The following is a 14,752-nucleotide window of genomic DNA, read 5'->3' as shown; positions in this document are numbered from 1 at the left end:
CGCGCTACAGGTGTTACTTTGCCAGCTATCGCGTCGCGTAGGCTTAGAACTTCATTAAGGAAGGAAAATCAGGGCGGGAAGATGGATGGTGCCGGTGTTTCAGGCCACCGGCGAGCCTGCTGAGTCATGCTTTGTGAAATCACGCGCCGGCTTGGGCACGGGACCAACTGGAGCACGCTGGTATCAGCGAACTGCATCTTAAACGGACTATATGACGGCCAAATGACCCACCACTATTTAACTTGTCGCCGCCTGCTGGGCGGCGCTCTGCTGTGCGCACTGGCCGCCTGCTCGCAACTGCCGCCGCCCGCCACCCACTCCGCCGCCGCAGCGCTGCCCGCGGCGCCGGCCGCCCCGGCGATCGGCCCTCAGTTACGCATCGACAGCGCGCAATCGCTGATCGCCGTGACGGTGCGGCGTGGCGGCGTGCTGGCGCGCCTCGGGCACGACCACGTGGTCGCCAGCCACCAGATCACCGGCACGGTGTCGCCGGCCCAAAACCGCGCCGACGTCCAATTCCGCCTCGATGAGATGAAAATCGACGAAGCCGGCCTGCGCCGGATCGCCGGCCTGGAAAAGCAGCCTTCCGCCGACGCCATCGAAGGCACGCGCCACAACATGCTGACCAAGGTGCTGGACGCCGACCGCTACCCGGTGGTGAGCATCCACGCCGAACGCGCCGCCAAAGGCCAGCCGCTGCAGGTCAGCATCACGCTGCACGGCATCACCCTTACCATGGCGGTCCCGGTCGAGCTGCGCGAAGAGAACGGCAACATCAACATCAGAGGCACATTCACCCTCAAACAGACCGACTTCGGCCTGACACCCTTCTCGGTGATGGGCGGCGCGATGGCGGTGCAAGACCAGATGGAACTACGCTTCGACCTGACCGCCAGATAAAAAAAAAGCCCGCAGCACAACAGGCGCGGGCCAAAGGTTCCAAATCGGGAGAGACTTGAAAGAGCAAAGCCAGTATGTCAGCCGCGCATGACGCGCTGATGACATCCGCCGCGCCGAACATACTTTTTTTTACGGCGAGACGATCAGCTTCAGCCCCAGACCGATGAAGATCACGCCCGCGACCCGGTCCATCCACATGCCGGCGCCCGGGTGGCGGTTGATCCAGCCGCCCACCGCGCCGGAAAAATACCCCAACAACCCGAACAGCACCACGCCCTGCGCCGTGAACAGCAGGCCCAGTTGCGCCGTCTGCCAACTAACGTCGCCCCGCTCCGCCACCACGAACTGCGGCAGGAACGACAGGAAGAACAGCACCACCTTCGGATTGACCGCGTTGGCGACCAATCCCTTGGCGAATAAACGGCCCAGGCTTTCATCCGGCAAGCCCGCGCCGTCGCCGGCCCGCGCGCCGCCACGACTGCGCACCGCGCCGAAACCCAGCCAGATCAGATACGCGCCGCCCAGCAGTTTCAAGCCGCCGAAAGCCAGCGGCGACGCCTTGATCAAGGCGCTCACCCCCAGCGTCGCCAGCAGCGTGTGGCTGAGGCAGCCCAGCGCGCAGCCCAGGCCGAAGGCCATGCCCTGGCGCCGTCCGCGCGACATGCCGACGCTGAGCACCATCAGGTTGTCCGGACCGGGCGACAGCGTGATCAACAGCGCCGCGCTGAGGAAGCCGATGAATTGTTCGGGTGAAATTAGCAAGATCGTTCCTTACGCGCAAAGCCGCCATGATAACCGCCTGGGCGTATTTTGTATAAATCGATAAGTTCTCGTTTACAATGTAGAAAACAACCATGCCCTACCCAGATGCCACTGCTGCTACTCCGCTTGCTGCCTTTGTTGACGCTCGTCCTGGCGCTATGCGGCCAGGCGGCTCAGGCCGCGCCCATCGGCTTGAACAACGCCGGAATCGACCTCGCCACCACCGGCACGCTGTACAAGGATGAAGGCCAGCCCTACCCGGTCAACGCCGCCGGCCTGCCCGCGCTGCTGGCCAGCCTGAAGCCCGCCGCCAAGGTCGACTTGCTGGGTGGTAGCTACTGGCTGCACGCCGAGCTGCGCAACGACGGCCACCAGCCGGCCTGGGTGATCGATCCGAACGACACGCTGATCGACATGGTCGACATCCAGGTCTACGGTCAGGACGGAACGATCCGCCAGATGCTGACCGGCTACCGCCAGCCGCATTCCTACCTGCTGCACTACGGCAAAGACATCGACCTGCAACCGGGCCAGCGCTACCAGGTGTTGATCCGCTTCTCCAGTCCCTATTACGCGCGCACGCCGGTGTTCACGGTGCTGCCGCGCAGCGCCTACCAGCAACTGGTGGCGAAGGAGAATGTGCTGATCATCGGCTCCATCGGCGCGCTGCTGGCGCTGACCGTGTTCAATTTCTTCATCTACTCGATCACCCGCGACCGTTCGTCGCTGTACTACTCGCTGTATGTGCTGTGCTACGCCGTGGCCTGGGGCATGACCTTCCACATGACGGCCGACCTGTTCTCATGGCACAACCTGCATTGGCACTACGTGCCCTTCTTCCTGCTGCCGGTCCTGAGCACGCTGTTCTACACCAGCTTCCTGCGGCTCAAGGACAACGCACCGCTGCTGTATAAACTCAGCCGCATCAACATCGTGCTGCCGCTGGTGACGCTGCCGAGCTGCTTCCTGCTCCTCAGCTACGCGCACACCATCGCCACCATCGTCATCACCATCTGGATGACGATGGCGCTCACCACCGGCATCGTGGTCTGGGTGCGCGGCTACCATCCGGCGCGCTTCTTCGTGTTCGGCTTCATCGCGCTGATGGTGCCCGGCCTGTTCATCCTGCCGGCCAACGTCGGCCTGATTCCGGCGCTGGTCGCCAACGCCCAGTTGTTCACGCTGTTGGGCGGCACCCTGGACGGCGTGCTGCTGGCGTTCGCGCTGGCCGACCAGATCCGCCTGTTGCGCAACACGCTGGAACAGCGCGTGCAGGACCGCACCGCGCAGCTGACCGAAGCCAAGGAACACGCCGAAATCGTCAGCCGCCACCGCATCGACTTCCTGTCGGCGATGAGTCACGACATCCGCACTCCGCTGGCCGGCGTGATCGGCATGATCAAGTTCGCCATGCGCGACCAATCGGTGCGCGGCCGCACCGAGGAATACCTTCGCATCGGCCTGCAGAACAGCGAATCGCTGCTGGCCATCCTCAACGACATCCTCGACTTCTCCAAGATCGACGCCGGCCGCCTGTCGATCGAGACGGTGGACTTCGACCTGATCGCGCTGATCGACGACGCCATCGGCATCCTGCAAGGCCAGGCCGACGCCAAGAGCCTGCTGCTGCGCTGCGACCTGGCGCTCGACCTGCCGCGCTACGTGCGCGGCGACCCGACCAGGCTGCGCCAGATCCTGCTGAATTTACTCGGCAACGCCATCAAGTTCACCGACCGCGGCGAGGTGCGGCTGGACGCCACCGCGCTGGCGGACGCGGACGGCCACACCAGCGTCAGCTTCGACATCGCGGACACCGGTCCCGGCATCCCGGCCGACACGTTGCCGCGCCTGTTCATGAAGTTCGAGCAGGCCGACCACTCCACCACCCGCCGCTACGGCGGCACCGGCCTGGGTCTGGCGATCTGCAAGGAGCTGGTGGAGCTGATGGGCGGTACGATCGCGGCCGAGAGCCGGGTCGGCGCCGGCTCCACCTTCAGCTTCACGCTGCCGCTGGAGGTGGGCGCCGCGCCGGCGGTCGATACGTCGGCGCCGCCGCGCAAGGAGCATCACGCCTACCGGCTGCGCGTCCTGTGCGCCGAAGACGTGCGCACCAACCAGATCATCGTCAGCACGCTGCTGGAGAACATGGGTCACGACATCCGCATCGTCGAAAACGGCCTGCAGGCGCTGCACGCGCTGAGCACCGCCGCCTACGACCTGGTGCTGATGGACGGACGCATGCCGATGATGGACGGCGAACAGGCCGCGCGCCTGATCCGCGCCGGCGGCAGCGAAGACTATTGCGTGCTCGATCCCGCCATCCCGATCATCGCGCTGACCGCCAACGCCAGCGACCATGACCGCGCACGCTACCTCGCGGTCGGCATGGACGGTTTCCTCAGCAAGCCGGTGGACGAACGCCTGCTGTACGACTTGATCGAAAAGACCATCGCCCAGCACCTGAGCCGTGGCCGGCCGCTGCGTCCGACCGACGCGGCGCGCCTGGCGACCGAGCGCACCGAATCGCTGGACGAGCAATTCGGCGTCGCACCGGAAGCCGACGTCGGAACGGCGGGCGGCCCGCCGTGCGATCCGTCGACGGTGCAGATCATGCCGCTGGCCGGTTTGTCGCGCACGCACATGCAGCGCATCACGCAAGCCTTCCTGGACGAAGCCCCGCGCCGGCTGGAGACCGCGCGCGCCGCCGTCGTCGCCGGCAATGCCAGCGCGGCGGCGGCGGCGATCCACGCACTCAAGGGCAGCGCCGGCTATCTGAGTTCAGCGCATCTGCACACGCTGTGCCACGAGATGGAAGCAGCGGCGGTGGCCGGCGACCTGGTCGAAGTGATCGACATGCTGCCGGAGGTCGAAGCGGCGCTGGACAAGGCGTGCCTCGACCTGCGCAACGCCGCCGAAGCCACCAGCCACAGTGGAGCCGCCGCATGAAACTGCTGCTCACCTCCGCCGGCATCAGCAACCCGAGCATCCACGCCGCGCTGGTGGAGCTGCTGGGGAAACCGGTGGCCGAAGCGAACGCGCTGTTCATCCCCACAGCGATCTACGCCCTGCCGAACGGCGGCGACCTGGCGCGACGCGTGATCACCGGCGCGCTGGGCGACCCGTTCTGCGACATGGGCTGGAAATCGCTGGGCCTGTTGGAGCTGACCGCCCTGCCCAGCATCCAGCGCGAGTTGTGGGTACCGCTGCTGGAACAGACCGACGCACTGCTGGTCGGCGGCGGCGACTGTCAGTATCTGTGTCACTGGATGCGGCAAACCGGACTGGCGGACCTGCTGCCAACGCTGCTGCGCAAGACGGTCTACGTCGGCCTGAGCGCCGGCAGCATGGTGCTGACCAGCTGGGGAACCACCTACGGCCGCCACGGGCTGCCCGTCGGCGGCGACAAGTCGCTGGGACTACTCGATTTCGCCATCCATCCGCATCTGGACCACGAATGGTTTCCGGACAATTCGCTGGCCAACCTCGAACAACTGGCCGCCACGCTGCCCATGCCCTCCTACCTGATCGACGACCAGACCGCGATCAAAGTGAGCGACGGCGCCGTCGACGTGGTCTCAGAAGGTCACTGGAAGAAGTTCATACCATCTCATCGGTTTATCCCTTCTCCACCATGACGAGAAGGCGTTGCAGTTCCGCGCGCTCGTCGCCCTCCTTTGCGGATGACACCAGCTTGCGCAGGATGGCGACATGCGCCGCCTGCAGCGCCTGCGCTGCGGGCACAGCGACGTCCGGTTTCACGCCGACGTGCTCCCAGTTGGTGTTGGTGACGAAATTGGTCATGCGCGCCGTCGGGATCGAGACCGCGATGTCGTGTCCCAAGCTGTACCAGCTAATGGGATTGGAAGCGCCGATGGTGGTTTCGCCGACCAGGGTGCCACGCTCCAGCACCTGGAAGTCATAGGCGCAGTCTTCGGCGGCGGAACCTGTCCGGGCCGAGATCAGCACATATACGGGCTTGTCGTAACGCTGCGTGAACATCGGCACGGTCCAGATCTGCCGCGTCGTGTCGGTCGGGCGATCATAGATGTCTATCAGGCGGTGCGCCTTGCCCGCCGAGAGGAAATGACTCATCAGGTAAGCCACCCCGGCCGGGTCGCCGCCGCCGTTGCGGCGCAGGTCGAGGATCAGCGCATCGGTGCCCGCCAGGAGCGACATCGCCGCCGTGTACGCCGCGCCGACGAATTCCACGCCGGCGAAGCGGCGCAATTCGATGTAGCCGACGTTGCCGGCAAGGCGTTCGATCTTCTCGATGTCATAGCCGCGCCGCGCGGCCGCGTTACGCCTTTCGTCTATCATGGCGCGGCTCGGCGGCTCCTCGGTGGCGCCGGGCTCAGTGAAGCCCTCGTAGCGCCCGGCGCTGAAATGCATGTCGCCGCTGATTTCGCGCAGGTCCTTCTTCAGCGCCGCACTGAACGCCGTCGCGCTGGCGGCGGCCGCATAGCCTCCTTCGGCATGTTTCCTGATGATCGCACCGCCGACCTGTTCGCCCCGCGCTGGATCGATGTAATTCGCGTTGATTTTCGCCGCCAGCGTCCGCACGATCTCAGCGCGATCGGACGCGCTCAAAACGGTGTCCACCGCCGCCACGGCCGGCAACGACCACAGCGCGCCCAACACGACCGCTGAAACAAGCTTCTTGCGACCTAACATACGTTCCTCCAGGTTGGCTCGGCGTCGACGATCACGACCCGGATGTTCATGCCGCCTGCATATCGCGCAGAGGCATGGAGATGCGCACGTGGAAGCGGCCATCCGCGTTCCAACCTGCGGCCACTTCTTGCTTCTCGCCGTACAGGTGGCGCAGGCGTTCCTTTACGTTGGCCAGGCCGATGCCGCTTCCCGCGTGGGCGCGCTGTTGGCCGTCGTTCCGCACGTCGATGAGCAGGCGCTCCCCGGCGCGCTCGACGAGAATATCAAGCCGCCCGGGCGCGGACAGCGGCGCGATGCCGTGGCGGATCGCATTCTCGACCAGCGGCTGCAGCATGAGGTAAGGCACGACGCTGCCCAGCAGGTCGGGGCCGACCTTCATCGTCATGCGCAGGCGCTCGCCGAGGCGCGCCTTTTCGATGGCCAGGTAGGCGTCGAGCAGGGCCAGTTCATCGGCCAGCGAATGCTCGTGGCGGCCGTCGTGCGCCAGGGTGGCGCGCAGGAAGTCGGCGACGCACGCAAGCATGCGGTTGGCTTCACGGTTGGACTGGGCCGACACCAGCGCGGAGATCGCGTTCAGGGAGTTGAACAGGAAGTGTGGATTGACCTGCAGCCGCAGCGCGCGTAGTTCGGCGTCGCGGGCCGCGCTTTGCGCCTGCGCCAGATGCAGCCGCACCTGTTGCAGCGACAGGTAATAGGCCGCCACAGCATGGACCGCGCAGAACGCGACCAGCGCCAGCCAGCAGCTATCCAGGCCCCGTGCCAGATATCTCCATTGGTAGCCCGTCTCGCGTCCGATCGCGATCCCAAAGCTCTGTCCCAGAAAGGCGTTCGTAATCGCCATGGCATAGGTGGTCGCCAGCAGTATCGATCCCATGCGCAGCCAGGACCAATCGCGACGCCACATGGCCCGCTGAAGCAGCGTCAGCGGAATAAGCCATAGCAGGCAGGCGACCAGGAACAGCGTACGAAAGGCTACGATATAGTGATCACTGACAGCGGGTAGGCCTAGAATGACCATGCAGGCTGATACCGGCACTGCGGCCAGCACGGGAACGAGCAAAGGGGTTTCGACTTTCACACGAGGTTTCCAGAAATACAATTCTGCAATTGTAGCGTTTCAATCAGCCAACCAATAAAAAGCGACATTAGGTGATGCCCCGGCAGCAGTCGAGACAATTGCGGCGACCCGTGCCTATATTGCGGCGAGTCGGTTCGAGATTGAAGCAAGGGACACGTGAGCCAATGCAACTTTTAGTTCAGGCTTGTACCAGGAATGTCGGCGGCGTTTTCTTCGTCACGCGTATGCTGGTGTCCAATTTGCCGCCGGCGGAGGAGCCGATGACGCCGACTTTACCGTCCCCCTTGGACGCATGCACCGTCATGGTCGGTTGGCTGACATCATTGACGCGGACCCAGCCGCCATGGCCATCGGCATGATCCGCCGATTCGGCTTTTGGCGCCGGTATCGCATCAGGGACCGCGCCGGGTACCCAGGCCCAGGGCGACTCCGATACGCAATGGCTTTTCCTTAAAGTTGTGGCGTTATTGGACGCGTTCAAGCACACGCTCGGCGCGTACGGTGCGCCCGCCCTCTTCGTAGCTCTCCGAGATGCGCAGCCGGTCGCCGGACAGTTCAAACGATCTGGTTTGATTCGTGCCCACGTAAGACGGGATGTTTCCGCCCTCGACGCGAGCGATCCATTGCCTTCCGCTTTCCGCCAGCCGGTACGTGCCGAAATACGAACAATACCAAGCCGGTATGCAGGCGTCCGGATCGATGTCGACCGTGGCCGTCTCCGGCGCGGGCGGATTGCGCATGATGTTGATCGAGAAGCTGCCCTCGGGCGTGAAAATGAACTGGCCGACCGGGTGTTCGCCGAAAGCATAGATGGGCTGCGCGTTGTCCGGCGTATCGACATAGCGCACCAATCGCCATACGCCGGTCAGCTGCGGTCCCGCGTTGGGCGCGGCGGCGGCCGGCAGCACCGCGACGGAACCCGCCCAGACCGCGCCGCAAACCACCCCGGCAAGGCGGCGCCGCGCAGTAGACAGATGCAGATTTTTCATGCCAGGCTTTCGAAACGTTGCAATGAATCGAGTGTGTCACCTTTGGCAAGCTTTTACAACCCGCGCCAGCGGCCAAGCCTCCGCCAGCAAAGTTCCGCGTTTTCCGCGACAATGATGGGCTTAGTACATCAGCATCGGATCTCTCATGTCATCAACCCTCAACGCCGACGCCGCCCTGGCCGAGCGTGACGGCCTGCCGCCCGATGCGCGGCGCCTGGCCATGATCTCGGTCGCGATCGGCGTCGGCATGGCCTCGCTGGACACGGCCATCGCCAACACCGCCCTGCCCGCGATCGCCGAACAACTCAACACCACCCCCGCCGCCTCGGTCTGGATCGTCAACGTCTACCAGCTGGCGATGGTCGCCACGCTGCTGCCGTTCGCCGCGCTGGGCGAAGTGGTGGGATACCGGCGCGTCTGCATCTTCGGCATCGGCCTGTTCACCCTCGCCTCGCTGGCCTGCGCGCTGGCATGGTCGCTGCCGTCGCTGGTGGTGGCGCGGCTGTTCCAGGGCATCGGCGGCGCCGCCATGATGGGCGTGAACACCGCGCTGCTGCGCGCCATCTATCCGTCGCACCTGCAAGGGCGCGGCTTCGGCTTCAACTCGCTGGTGGTGGCGGTCGGCTTCGCGGTCGGGCCGACCATGGCGTCGCTGATCCTGGCGACCGCCTCGTGGCCCTGGCTGTTTGCCATCAACGTGCCGCTGGGCGTGGTGGCGGTGCTGCTGGCGCGCCGCGCGCTGCCGGTCACGTCGCGCGCCGCACACAAGATCGATGCCATGACGGCCATCCTCAACGTGTTCGCCTTCGGCCTGCTGATCCTCACCTTCGGCGACGCCGCGCACCAGGAAGGCTGGCACAAGCTGCTGCCGGAGGTGATCGCCACCGTGATCTTCTTCGCGCTGCTGCTGCGCCGCCAGTCCGGCCACGCGGCGCCGATGCTGCCGGTCGATCTGTTCAAGCGGCCGCTGTTCACGCTGTCCGCGCTGACTGCGGTCTGCACCTTCGCCGCGCAGGGCCTGGCCTTCGTCTCGCTGCCGTTTTATTTTGAAGTCACCCTGGGCCGCTCGCCGATCGAGACCGGCTTCCTGATGACGCCCTGGGCGGCGCTGGTGGCGGTGATGGCGCCGATCGCCGGCCGCCTCAGCGACCGCTATTCCCCCGGTGCCCTCGGTGGCATCGGCTTGGCCCTGCTGTCGTCCGGACTGGTGGCGATGCTGATGTTGCCGGCCAATCCATCGGCGCTGGACATCGGCTGGCGCATGGCGTGGTGCGGCGTCGGCTTCGGCTTCTTCCAGGCGCCCAACTTGAAAGCCATCATGGGCAGCGCGCCGAAGGAACGCGCCGGCGGCGCCAGCGGCATCGTCGCCACCGCGCGTCTGATCGGCCAGGCCACCGGCGCCGCGCTGGTGGCCTACTGCTTCACGCTGTCGGCCACTCGCGGCACGTCGTATGCGCTGGTGCTGGCCGCCGCCTTCGCCGGCGTGGCCAGCGTCGCCAGCTTCTCGCGCATCGTGGTGGGCGCGCGGCAGGCGTGAGCCGCGCGGCGCCGGTCGCTGGTACACTGGTCGCACCAGACCAAAGGAGAACGCGGCATGTCGAATCGCACACTCACTCTTACCGATGCGCTGTATGACTACGTGCTGGCGCATTCGCTGCGCGAGCATCCGGCGCAGACCGCCTTGCGCGAAGCAACCCGTGGGCACGAGCGCGCCAGCATGCAGATCTCGCCGGAACAGGGCCAGTTCATGGCGCTGCTGGTCAAGCTGATGGGCGCGCGCAACACGATTGAAATCGGTGTGTTCACCGGGTACAGCGCGTTGTCGGTGGCGTTAGCCTTGCCGCCCGGCGGGCGTGTGCTGGCTTGCGATATCAGCGATGAGTACACCCGCGTCGGCAAACCGTTCTGGCAGCAGGCCGGCGTGGCCGACAAGATCGATCTGGTGCTCGGCCCCGCGCTCGATACGCTCGACGCGCGCCTCAAGGATGGCGAGGCGGGACTGTACGATTTCGCCTTCATCGATGCCGACAAGGTGGGCTACGATGGCTACTACGAGCGCTGCCTGCAACTGGTGCGCGTCGGCGGGCTGCTGGTGTTCGACAACACGCTGCGCAACGGCGAGGTCGTGGAACGCGCGCTCAACGACGATACCGCCGCGCTACAGGCGCTCAATATCAAGCTGCACCACGACCCGCGCATCGATATCTCGTTCCTGCCGATCAGCGACGGCTTGACGCTGGCGCTCAAGCGCTAGCGCTAGCGCCTCTCCGCCGCTATTTCGGCCGCGCCGGCTTGATCGCCGCATCTGGCTTGGTCAGCCGGCCGGCGCGCAGTTCGCGCACCGCCGCCGCCACCGACGCCGCGACATTGCGCACCTCCTGCTGGAACTTCTCGTCGTGATCCAGTACCTTGTGGCTTTCCGCATAGGACTCGTAATAGCCGACATAGCGGTCCAACGCCGACTGCTTGCCGGCGTCGATCAACCCCATCCAGTCCAGCCACTCGCCCAGGTTGCGCCGCAGGCTCTCGATGCCGGCCACATCGCCGTGCACCACCAGTCCATACGCGCGTCCGGCCAGATGCTTGGGATAGTCCCAACCCGCCAGCTCCAGCGCCTTGGCCTCGGCGGCCTTCTTGCCGTGGGTGGTGGTCGGATCGGGATTGCCGCCGTCGGCGCACACCAGCCGGTCGATCATCAGCTTCAGCACCGCCGGCGCCTGATACCAATAGGTCGGCGTCAGGATGATGACGCCGTGCGCCGCCACCCACTTTTCGTAGATCTCCGCCATCCAGTCGTTGGTCTGGCGCTCACCGTGGTTCGGATAGCAGCTGCACGGCCAATGGCACAGCGGCATGGCGGTCGAGACGCAGCCCTTGCACGGGTGGATGTGCAGATCGTAGCTTGAGGTCAGCAGGCTCAGATCCAGCACATCGGTCTCGATCTCCGCCTCGGCCAGCACCTGCCGCGCCCATTGCGTCATGCGGTAGGACTTGGATTCCTCGCCGGGACAGCTGCCATCGTTGCGCGCGGAGCCGATGATCAGCAGCACCCGCGAACGGGTTTGTGGATCTTTCTGCCTGCCCTCGGCGGCCAGCAGCGCGTCGCGGGTGGCCTTCCATTCGACCGACATATCGTAATCGGGATCGGCGAACTCGCTTCCCGCCTTTTGCGTCACCGGCGCCTTGCGGCTGTCGCGATAATTGGTCCAGGCCACCTCCTCCACCTGAGCCAGCGCGCTTTGCACCGGGCCGAAATCCGGATCCTGGAATGAGCGCATGAACTGTAATTTAAATTCGTCGCGGCCCAGCTTTGCGGGCGCTTGCCCGGTACGTACCTCATCGGTCATAAATCCTCCCTAGACATGCAGCTTGCCACAAGGGATTGTCCGCTTCCGTACGCTGCCCAACGGAACTCCGGGACGCATAGGGCTAGCATGAAGGTCCGCTCACAATGAAATACAAAGGAGACACATCATGACCACTTCCAACAAAGACAAGGAAAAAGGTATGAAACCCGGCGCCAACATGCCGGCGGGCGGTTACGATCCCGCCCGTGAAGGCATGAGCGAGAGCGGCAACCACGCCACCGGCAACGCGGCCAACGACGCCGTCGGCAATCAGCAGAGCGGCCGCCAGCCGGCGCGCTCCGAAGCGACACTGCGCCAGGACAATCAGAGCCGCACCGATCTGCACAACAAGCAGAGCGCCTCGGCCGCCGCCACCGAAGCCACGCACCGCGACCGCAACGCCGGCGCGCGCGGCGACGATTCGACCCATACCAGCAACAAGAGCGGCAGCGACAGCTGACCACCCAGTCGTATGGACCGGCTAGTCGTCCTCGGTGCGTCGGCCGGCGCCGTCGACGCCCTGCACACCATCTTCACCGCGTTGCCGCCGGATTTCCCGGCGGCGATGCTGGTGGTGCGTCATATCGGGCCGCGCAATTGCGGCCTGCCCGCCGTGCTGGCCCGCTCCAGCCGCCTGCCGGTGCGTCACGCGACGGACGGCGAAACCGTGGTGCGACCGGCGATCCTGGTCGCACCGCCGGACCATCACCTGATGGTCCGCACCCGCGCCCCGCTGCAGGTGGCGCTGACCCACGGCCCGACCGAAAACTACACCCGCCCCGCCATCGATCCGCTGTTCCGCTCCGCCGCCGAGATCTTCGGTCCGCTGGTCACCGGCGTGCTGCTGACCGGCTATCTGGACGACGGCTCGGTGGGCCTGAAGGCGATCAAGGCCTGCGGCGGCACGACCGTGGTGCAGGATCCGCACGACGCCTACGCGCCGGACATGCCGGCCAACGCGCTGCACAACGTCGCCATCGACTATGCGCTGCCGCTGGACGGCATCGGACCGTTGCTGGCGCGGCTGGCGATGCTGCCCGCCGATCCGCTGGAGACCGTGCCGCCGCCGGTGCCGGAATGGGTCAGGCTGGAGAACCGTTACGCTTATGGAGACGCGGCCATGCAGGAACTCGAACAACTCGGATCGCCGTCGACCTTCACCTGCCCCGAGTGCAGCGGCACGCTGTGGCAGCTCAGCGACGGCCCGCCGCTGCGCTACCGCTGCCATACCGGCCACAGTTTTACCGCCACCGTGCTGGCCGAGCTGCAATCGAAGGTGGCGGAAGACGCGATGTGGGCGGCGCTGCGCGCCCTGCAGGAAAAGGAAAGGATGGCGCGCAGCCTGGCCGCCAAGGCGGCGCAGCACGGCCTGGACGGCGCCGCGCGCGAACATCTGCAACGAGCGGATCAAGCGCTGGCCGACGCCAAGGTGCTGCGCCTGATGCTGACCCGTTAGCGCTACAATAAGCGCTCCAACAAAGGGAGGAGCGATGAGCGGCGAAGGAATCGACAATGTGAACGTGCGGCGCGTCGCCGCCGCGGAAGCCGGCGCGCAAGCCGGGCAGCTGGCGTCCGCGCTGGCCGATGTGCTGATCGATTGCGTCGAAGGCGGCGCCTCGGTCAGCTTCATGCTGCCGCTGGCGCGCGAGAAAGCGCTGGCCTTCTGGCGCGGCGTGCTCGATGGCGCCGCGCGCGGCGAACGCGTGCTGCTGGTGGCGGAGACCGATGCCGGCCGCGTGGTCGGCACGGTGCAACTGATCACCGCGCTGCCGGACAACCAGCCGCACCGCGCCGACGTCGCCAAGATGCTGGTGCACCGCGATGTACGTCGGCGCGGCGTGGCGGCGCAGTTGATGACGGCCGTCGACCAGGCCGCGCGCGATGAAAACAGAACGGTGCTGGTGCTCGACACCGTCACCGGCGGCGACGCCGAGCGCCTGTACCAGCGCGCCGGCTGGCGGAGCGTCGGCAGCGTCCCCAATTACGCGCTGATGCCGGACGGCGCCTACTGCGCCACCACCTTCTTCTACAAAGAGATCACACCACATGGCGCGTGACCAACCTCCAATGCGGGCCTGGGTGCGCATGCCGTCGGAGCGCCGGCTGGACCTGCTCGACCCCACGCCGTTCGACTGGGAAGACAGCGACCTCGCACTGGGCCTGGCCCGCACCTATCGTTGGGGAGGACACACGGCATGGACGCTGCCGCTGTCGGTGGCGCAGCACTCGCTGACGGTGATGCATCTGCGCGCCGCCGCCTGCAAGGCGGCCGGCACCGAACTGGCGCCGCTGGCAGCATTGCGCGAACTGCTGCACGACGCCGAAGAAGGCCTGTTGGGCTTTGACTGCATCTCACCGCTGAAACCATTCCTGGGTGACGCCTTCAAGGCCTTGACGGTGCGCCTGGAAGCGGCCGTCTTCCTGCGCTACGGCCTGCCGCAATGGACGCCGAAAGAATACGCCGCGCACAAACTCGCCGACCGCCAGGCGGCCGCCAGCGAAGCGGTGCACGTGGCGGGATGGTCGGCGAAGGAAGTGCTCCACACGCTGAAGATCACGGTGCCGCCGCTGCACGAAGATCCGCTGCAAGCCGTCTACGGCGGCACCGCGTGGGAACCGTGGCCGCCCGCCCTGGCCGGCGAACGCTTCCTGACCGAACTGCACCGCCTCACGGCCCTGAGCGACGACGGAGCGCGCTAGCCGGCGTGCGGCGCCGTGCGCAATTGCGTCAGGATCTCGACGGCCGATTTTTCGGCTTCCGCCTCGGCGGCGGCTTCGGTCGCCAACGCGACGTCGGCGGCGACGCGCTGTTTGGGGTAGACATTGTTCATGTGCATGGGATTGTCGGACGGCATGAAGATCGCGACGTAGGCGCCCCACTGGTCGCAACCCTCCAGCGGCTCGGCCGTGTATTCGATTTCGTAGCCGTCTACGGTTTTGGTTGGCATGGCCCAGGCTCCCTTTGAAAGTGCGGACCAAGAATGTAGCACAGGGCGTCCACGCGG

The 14,752-nt window shown here is 65.8% G+C and carries 16 protein-coding genes; 9 read left to right on the top strand and 7 right to left on the bottom strand.

Annotated features, from left to right (window positions below):
* Positions 1 to 222: 222 nt before the first annotated feature.
* The gene (locus tag GW587_RS24325; protein ID WP_166107468.1) at positions 223 to 900 is read left to right on the top strand and encodes a YceI family protein; all 678 of its coding nucleotides are present in this window, start codon (positions 223 to 225) and stop codon (positions 898 to 900) included.
* 129 nt (positions 901 to 1,029) lie between these two features.
* Here the strand turns inward: GW587_RS24325 and GW587_RS24320 are convergent, their stop codons facing one another.
* Complete coding sequence (locus GW587_RS24320) at positions 1,030 to 1,662, bottom strand: LysE family translocator (RefSeq protein ID WP_166107467.1); 633 nt, start codon at positions 1,660 to 1,662, stop codon at positions 1,030 to 1,032.
* A 138-nt stretch (positions 1,663 to 1,800) separates the two neighbouring features.
* Between GW587_RS24320 and GW587_RS24315 the strand changes: the two genes are divergently transcribed.
* Positions 1,801 to 4,608: a hybrid sensor histidine kinase/response regulator gene (locus tag GW587_RS24315; protein WP_229259629.1), complete on the top strand. Its 2,808-nt coding sequence runs from the start codon at positions 1,801 to 1,803 to the stop codon at positions 4,606 to 4,608.
* Positions 4,605 to 5,297, top strand: a complete 693-nt coding sequence (locus GW587_RS24310) for a Type 1 glutamine amidotransferase-like domain-containing protein (protein WP_166107463.1) — start codon at positions 4,605 to 4,607, stop codon at positions 5,295 to 5,297. The genes GW587_RS24315 and GW587_RS24310 overlap by 4 nt, the downstream gene beginning before the upstream one ends.
* Here GW587_RS24310 and GW587_RS24305 read toward each other — a convergent pair.
* From GW587_RS24305 to GW587_RS24290, 4 genes are all read right to left on the bottom strand, one after another.
* Positions 5,278 to 6,333, bottom strand: coding sequence for a S41 family peptidase (locus GW587_RS24305; RefSeq protein WP_166107462.1), 1,056 nt, complete (start codon positions 6,331 to 6,333; stop codon positions 5,278 to 5,280). The genes GW587_RS24310 and GW587_RS24305 overlap by 20 nt on opposite strands.
* A 46-nt stretch (positions 6,334 to 6,379) precedes the next feature.
* Positions 6,380 to 7,411 (bottom strand): sensor histidine kinase, encoded by a 1,032-nt coding sequence (locus GW587_RS24300; protein WP_371875648.1) that lies wholly within the window; start codon positions 7,409 to 7,411, stop codon positions 6,380 to 6,382.
* Positions 7,412 to 7,589: 178 nt separating this feature from the next.
* Entirely contained in the window at positions 7,590 to 7,892 is a 303-nt protein-coding gene (locus GW587_RS24295; protein WP_166107460.1) for a hypothetical protein, read from the bottom strand.
* Positions 7,876 to 8,400, bottom strand: coding sequence for a lipocalin-like domain-containing protein (locus tag GW587_RS24290; RefSeq protein WP_166107458.1), 525 nt, complete (start codon positions 8,398 to 8,400; stop codon positions 7,876 to 7,878). The genes GW587_RS24295 and GW587_RS24290 overlap by 17 nt, the downstream gene beginning before the upstream one ends.
* A 145-nt stretch (positions 8,401 to 8,545) precedes the next feature.
* Between GW587_RS24290 and GW587_RS24285 the strand changes: the two genes are divergently transcribed.
* Together GW587_RS24285 and GW587_RS24280 are read left to right on the top strand one after the other, a co-directional pair.
* Positions 8,546 to 9,937, top strand: coding sequence for an MFS transporter (locus tag GW587_RS24285; protein ID WP_166107456.1), 1,392 nt, complete (start codon positions 8,546 to 8,548; stop codon positions 9,935 to 9,937).
* 57 nt (positions 9,938 to 9,994) lie between these two features.
* Positions 9,995 to 10,654 (top strand): class I SAM-dependent methyltransferase, encoded by a 660-nt coding sequence (locus GW587_RS24280; RefSeq protein WP_166107455.1) that lies wholly within the window; start codon positions 9,995 to 9,997, stop codon positions 10,652 to 10,654.
* Positions 10,655 to 10,673: 19 nt separating this feature from the next.
* Here the strand turns inward: GW587_RS24280 and GW587_RS24275 are convergent, their stop codons facing one another.
* Positions 10,674 to 11,747 carry a flavodoxin family protein gene (locus GW587_RS24275; protein WP_166107453.1) on the bottom strand — a complete coding sequence of 358 codons (1,074 nt, stop codon included), beginning with the start codon at positions 11,745 to 11,747 and terminating at the stop codon, positions 10,674 to 10,676.
* 127 nt (positions 11,748 to 11,874) lie between these two features.
* Here GW587_RS24275 and GW587_RS24270 point away from each other — a divergent pair, with 127 nt between their 5' ends.
* Genes GW587_RS24270 through GW587_RS24255 form a run of 4 tightly spaced genes read left to right on the top strand, consistent with a single transcriptional unit; the run spans position 11,875 to position 14,447 of the window.
* Positions 11,875 to 12,207, top strand: a complete 333-nt coding sequence (locus GW587_RS24270; RefSeq protein WP_166107452.1) for a hypothetical protein — start codon at positions 11,875 to 11,877, stop codon at positions 12,205 to 12,207.
* Between the two features lie 12 nt (positions 12,208 to 12,219).
* Positions 12,220 to 13,203 (top strand): chemotaxis protein CheB, encoded by a 984-nt coding sequence (locus GW587_RS24265; RefSeq protein WP_166107450.1) that lies wholly within the window; start codon positions 12,220 to 12,222, stop codon positions 13,201 to 13,203.
* Between the two features lie 34 nt (positions 13,204 to 13,237).
* A complete protein-coding gene (locus tag GW587_RS24260) occupies positions 13,238 to 13,804 on the top strand; it encodes a GNAT family N-acetyltransferase (protein ID WP_166107448.1) in 567 nt (188 codons plus the stop codon).
* Positions 13,794 to 14,447 carry a phosphohydrolase gene (locus GW587_RS24255; RefSeq protein ID WP_229259628.1) on the top strand — a complete coding sequence of 218 codons (654 nt, stop codon included), beginning with the start codon at positions 13,794 to 13,796 and terminating at the stop codon, positions 14,445 to 14,447. Before GW587_RS24260 ends, GW587_RS24255 begins: the two co-directional genes overlap by 11 nt.
* Here the strand turns inward: GW587_RS24255 and GW587_RS24250 are convergent.
* Entirely contained in the window at positions 14,444 to 14,695 is a 252-nt protein-coding gene (locus GW587_RS24250) for a hypothetical protein (protein ID WP_166107446.1), read from the bottom strand. The genes GW587_RS24255 and GW587_RS24250 overlap by 4 nt on opposite strands.
* Positions 14,696 to 14,752 lie beyond the last annotated feature (57 nt).

The organism is Duganella aceris (assembly GCF_011090165.1).
GTDB lineage: Bacteria > Pseudomonadota > Gammaproteobacteria > Burkholderiales > Burkholderiaceae_D > Rugamonas > Rugamonas aceris.
This window is presented reverse-complemented; position numbering and strand designations above follow the sequence as displayed.

Excerpts from the sequence above, each read along its gene's own strand:
- GW587_RS24260 (WP_166107448.1), top strand. The coding sequence starts at position 13,238 with ATGAGCGGCGAAGGAATCGACAATGTGAACGTGCGGCGCGTCGCCGCC.
- GW587_RS24310 (WP_166107463.1), top strand. The coding sequence starts at position 4,605 with ATGAAACTGCTGCTCACCTCCGCCGGCATCAGCAACCCGAGCATCCAC.
- GW587_RS24285 (WP_166107456.1), top strand. The coding sequence starts at position 8,546 with ATGTCATCAACCCTCAACGCCGACGCCGCCCTGGCCGAGCGTGACGGC.
- GW587_RS24290 (WP_166107458.1), bottom strand. The coding sequence starts at position 8,400 with ATGAAAAATCTGCATCTGTCTACTGCGCGGCGCCGCCTTGCCGGGGTG.
- GW587_RS24270 (WP_166107452.1), top strand. The coding sequence starts at position 11,875 with ATGACCACTTCCAACAAAGACAAGGAAAAAGGTATGAAACCCGGCGCC.
- GW587_RS24275 (WP_166107453.1), bottom strand. The coding sequence starts at position 11,747 with ATGACCGATGAGGTACGTACCGGGCAAGCGCCCGCAAAGCTGGGCCGC.
- GW587_RS24305 (WP_166107462.1), bottom strand. The coding sequence starts at position 6,333 with ATGTTAGGTCGCAAGAAGCTTGTTTCAGCGGTCGTGTTGGGCGCGCTG.
- GW587_RS24255 (WP_229259628.1), top strand. The coding sequence starts at position 13,794 with ATGGCGCGTGACCAACCTCCAATGCGGGCCTGGGTGCGCATGCCGTCG.
- GW587_RS24265 (WP_166107450.1), top strand. The coding sequence starts at position 12,220 with ATGGACCGGCTAGTCGTCCTCGGTGCGTCGGCCGGCGCCGTCGACGCC.
- GW587_RS24280 (WP_166107455.1), top strand. The coding sequence starts at position 9,995 with ATGTCGAATCGCACACTCACTCTTACCGATGCGCTGTATGACTACGTG.
- GW587_RS24325 (WP_166107468.1), top strand. The coding sequence starts at position 223 with ATGACCCACCACTATTTAACTTGTCGCCGCCTGCTGGGCGGCGCTCTG.
- GW587_RS24250 (WP_166107446.1), bottom strand. The coding sequence starts at position 14,695 with ATGCCAACCAAAACCGTAGACGGCTACGAAATCGAATACACGGCCGAG.